The following is a 3,637-nucleotide window of genomic DNA, read 5'->3' as shown; positions in this document are numbered from 1 at the left end:
GTCCAATTCCGCGGCGTACTCCTCGAGCATCTCGACATGTTCGGTCGGGGCGTCCTTCGCAGCGTAGACGCGGCGGCTGTCGTTGCCGAAGCGCGCTTCGTAGGCCTCGATGCTCATCAGGACGTATCTCGGCTTGTTGTGGCGAGTGATGGAGACCGGCTGCTGGCTGGCAGCTGCAAGCACATCTCCAAGATTCTGTTTCAGATCGGTCGACGGATAGTTTTTCATGGGATACCCTGTTTTGTCCATAATAGACAAAATAGACAAAACAGACAAGCGCATAAAATGGCAGGACAGGCGCATGCACCTGGCTTTGTCGACAGCCCGGCTAGCCTCCCCTATAAGGACCGGAATCGCAAGCAACCAGAGGTCCTTCATGATCATCGTCACGGGCGGCGCCGGCATGATCGGCTCCAACATCGTCGCCGCGCTGAATGCCGAAGGGCATGACGACATCCTCGTCGTCGACGACCTTACCGACGGTCACAAGATCGTCAATCTTGCCGATCTCAAGATCGCCGACTATCTCGACAAGGACGATTTCCTGCCCCGCATGGAGGCCGGCTCGCTCGGCCGCATCGAGGCCGTGTTCCACCAGGGCGCCTGCTCGACCACCACCGAGTGGAACGGCAAATTCATGATGGAGGTGAATTACGCCTTCTCGAAACGGTTGCTGCATGCAAGCCAGAGTTTGCGCGTGCCTTTCCTTTATGCCTCCTCGGCTTCCGTCTATGGCGGCGGCTCGGAGTTCCTCGAGGATCCCGCGTTGGAACGGCCGCTCAACGTATACGCCTATTCCAAGAAGCTGTTCGACGACTATGTCAGGCGAACCGTGTTCGCCGGGCAGGCCGACCATTCACAGGTCGTAGGCTTGCGCTACTTCAACGTCTATGGCCCGCGCGAAGCGCACAAGGGCGCCATGGCCTCCGTCGCCTTCCATCTGTTCAACCAGGTCGAGCGAGGCGAGAACCCGAAACTGTTCGGCGCCTATGACGGATTCGGACCCGGCGAACAAAGCCGTGACTTCATCCATGTCGGTGATGTCGCCGACGTCAATCTGTGGCTGTGGAAACGGGGCTCAAGCGGCATCTTCAATTGCGGCACCGGCCGTGCCCAGCCCTTCCGCGCCATCGCCGAAACGGTGATCGACACGTTGGGTAAAGGGGAGATTGAATTCATCCCCTTTCCCGACCATCTCAAGGGCAGCTACCAGAGCTTTACGCAAGCTGATATGTCCCGTTTGCGCGCGGCCGGTTACAATGGCCAATTCCGGACAGTGGAAACCGGTGTCAGAGACTATGTCGAATGGCTGAAAGCCCAACGATCCTCGTGATCGGCCCACGCTGGGTGGGCGACATGGTGATGGCGCAGTGCCTGTTTTCGGCGCTGAAGGAGTTGCATCCCAACGCCGCCATCGATGTGCTGGCGCCTGCCTGGGCAGCACCCCTGGTCAAGCGCATGCCCGAAATCCGCCAGCAGATCGATTTTCCGCTCAAACCCGGCGCGCTCGAATTCACCCATCGCCGCCGCTTCGGCCGCCTGCTGCGCGGCCGCTACGACATGGCCTATATCCTGCCGGGCAGCTGGAAGTCGGCGCTGATTCCGTTCTTTGCCCGCATTCCGCGCCGTGTCGGCAATCTGCGCGAGATGCGCTATGGCCTGCTGACCGACGTCGTGCCATTGCCCGACAGCATCAAACGACGCACCGCGCAGGCCTATTTCGGCCTTGCCCAGGGCGGCAGTTTCCGGGCGCCCCGGCTTAGCGTGGACACGAAAAACCAGGTCGACCTGCTCGGCCGTTTCGGGCTGGCGCCGCAGAAATTCGTGGCCCTGATGCCCGGCGCGGAATTCGGCCCTGCCAAGCGCTGGCCCAGCGAAAGCTATGCCGGGCTTGCCAGCGGCTTCATGGGCAAAGGCTTGAAGGTTGCGCTGTTCGGCTCGAAGAACGACCGCGACGTGACGGCGGAGATCGCAGCCCTGGCCCCCGGCGTCGTCGACCTCGCCGGACAGACGCGGCTGGAGGACGCCATCGACCTGATATCCGCCGCCAGGCTGGCTGTGTCCAACGACAGCGGACTGATGCATGTCGCGGCCGCCGTCGGCACGCCGATCGTCGCCGTCTACGGCTCGACCTCGCCCGAAAACACGCCACCGCTGGCGGAGCGCCGCGAGCTGGTCTGGCTCGGCCTGTCGTGCTCGCCCTGCCACCAGAAGGTCTGTCCGCTCGGCCACCTCAACTGCCTGAAGACGCTGGAAGTCGGCCAGGTCGCGGCAGCGGCGGACCGGCTGCTGGAAATTCCGGCCGCGGCATGAAGGTGCTGATCGTCAAGACGTCGTCGATGGGCGATGTCATCCACACCTTTCCGGCGGTCGAGGATGCCCGTCGCCACCGCCCGGACCTGACCTTCGACTGGTGCGTCGAAGAGGCATTCGCCGGAATCGTCGCGCTTCACCCGGCGATCGACAAGATTCATACGGTGGCGATCCGGCGCTGGCGCAAGGCGCTGCTTGACGGCGCCACCTGGCGCGAGGCGGCCGCCCTGCGCCGCACCTTGCGCAATTGCCGCTACGATCTGGTCATCGACGCGCAAGGCCTGCTGAAATCGGCCCTGGTGGCAAGACAGGCGGGCTCACCCATTGCCGGCTTCGACCGTTCGAGCGCGCGCGAACCCTCGGCGACGCTGTTCTACGATGCCACGTATGCCGTCCCGCGCGATCTCCACGCCATCGAACGGACGCGGCGGTTGTTTGGCCTGGCGCTCGCCTATCAGCCCGATCTTTCGACGCTGGACTCCGGCATCGTGCCGCCCGCCGGCACCCTGGCGGGCACTTCTGGAAAAACCGCCTTCCTGCTGCACGGAACCAGCCGCGAAGACAAGAAATGGCCGGCCGAAGACTGGATCGGAACCGCCCACCTCCTGATTGAGCGGGGGATGACGCCGGTCACGACCTGGTCGAACGAGCGTGAGAAAACCGTGGCCGAGGCAATCGCAGGCGCCGTGCCGTCAACGATCGTGGTACCGAAATCGCCGCTGTCCGAAATCGCCGCGACTATCGGCGGCTCGACGCTGGTTATCGGCGCCGACACCGGGCTGACCCATCTTGCCAGTGCCTTTGGCCTGCCGACGGTCGCAATTTTCCTGGCAACAGAGCCGGGTCTGACCGGCCCGCGCGGACGCTACGCATCGACACTGCTGGCCTCGCATGGGGGGCGTGTTGTGCCGGTGCAGGTAGTGGCGGAAGCAGAAAAGCTATTGGCACTTAAACTACAAGCGCCGGCATAGGACCTTTCAGAATTCGCTCTGGCGAGTCGAATAGCGTGGTTCTTCGAGAACCGGAGCGGCGCGTACTTAAAGTACGTGAGCACCGGAAGCGCAGAAAACCGCCCGCGCATGCCCCCGAAAATCGTAATTGATTTTCGGAAAGGGATCATGCGCTAACTGAAAATCCTACAGCGTCCTTTGCGCGTCCGAGAGGACGCGCGGCGCTGTAGTCGGCCGCCAGAGTAGAATTATCAAAGGTCCTAGATGAACTGCACCTGGACGATCTCATACCCCCTGGCGCCGCCAGGCGCGTTGACCTCGATGGCGTCGCCGACTTCCTTGCCGATGAGCGCACGCGCGATCGGCGAGGAGAT

5 protein-coding genes are annotated in these 3,637 nt (G+C 62.7%); 3 read left to right on the top strand and 2 right to left on the bottom strand.

The window, feature by feature from the left end; all coding sequences use genetic code 11:
- Positions 1 to 405: type II toxin-antitoxin system Phd/YefM family antitoxin (locus EN969_RS36135; protein WP_245467470.1), on the bottom strand; the 405-nt coding region annotated here is incomplete at its 3' end.
- Here EN969_RS36135 and rfaD point away from each other — a divergent pair.
- From rfaD to waaC, 3 genes are read left to right on the top strand one after another with little or no spacing between them, the layout of a single operon-like run.
- The gene (gene rfaD / locus EN969_RS21495; RefSeq protein WP_063170316.1) at positions 377 to 1,333 is read left to right on the top strand and encodes an ADP-glyceromanno-heptose 6-epimerase; all 957 of its coding nucleotides are present in this window, start codon (positions 377 to 379) and stop codon (positions 1,331 to 1,333) included. The two genes, EN969_RS36135 and rfaD, sit on opposite strands and share 29 nt — an antisense overlap.
- A complete protein-coding gene (gene waaF / locus EN969_RS21490; protein ID WP_063168813.1) occupies positions 1,306 to 2,313 on the top strand; it encodes a lipopolysaccharide heptosyltransferase II in 1,008 nt (335 codons plus the stop codon). Before rfaD ends, waaF begins: the two co-directional genes overlap by 28 nt.
- On the top strand, positions 2,310 to 3,284 hold the full coding sequence (gene waaC, locus EN969_RS21485) for a lipopolysaccharide heptosyltransferase I (RefSeq protein ID WP_063168814.1): 975 nt from the start codon (positions 2,310 to 2,312) through the stop codon (positions 3,282 to 3,284). The genes waaF and waaC overlap by 4 nt, the downstream gene beginning before the upstream one ends.
- A gap of 239 nt (positions 3,285 to 3,523) precedes the next feature.
- Here the strand turns inward: waaC and EN969_RS21480 are convergent.
- On the bottom strand, positions 3,524 to 3,637 hold a 114-nt coding region (locus EN969_RS21480), incomplete at its 5' end, for a GreA/GreB family elongation factor (RefSeq protein ID WP_206525202.1).

It is taken from the genome of Mesorhizobium sp. M7A.F.Ca.CA.003.01.2.1 (assembly GCF_003998945.1).
GTDB classification, from domain to species: Bacteria; Pseudomonadota; Alphaproteobacteria; order Rhizobiales; family Rhizobiaceae; genus Mesorhizobium; species Mesorhizobium ciceri.
This window is presented reverse-complemented; position numbering and strand designations above follow the sequence as displayed.

What these genes read in the sequence shown, in the direction of transcription:
- rfaD (WP_063170316.1), top strand. Translation starts at nt 377, where the DNA reads ATGATCATCGTCACGGGCGGCGCCGGCATGATCGGCTCCAACATCGTC.
- waaF (WP_063168813.1), top strand. Translation starts at nt 1,306, where the DNA reads ATGGCTGAAAGCCCAACGATCCTCGTGATCGGCCCACGCTGGGTGGGC.
- waaC (WP_063168814.1), top strand. Translation starts at nt 2,310, where the DNA reads ATGAAGGTGCTGATCGTCAAGACGTCGTCGATGGGCGATGTCATCCAC.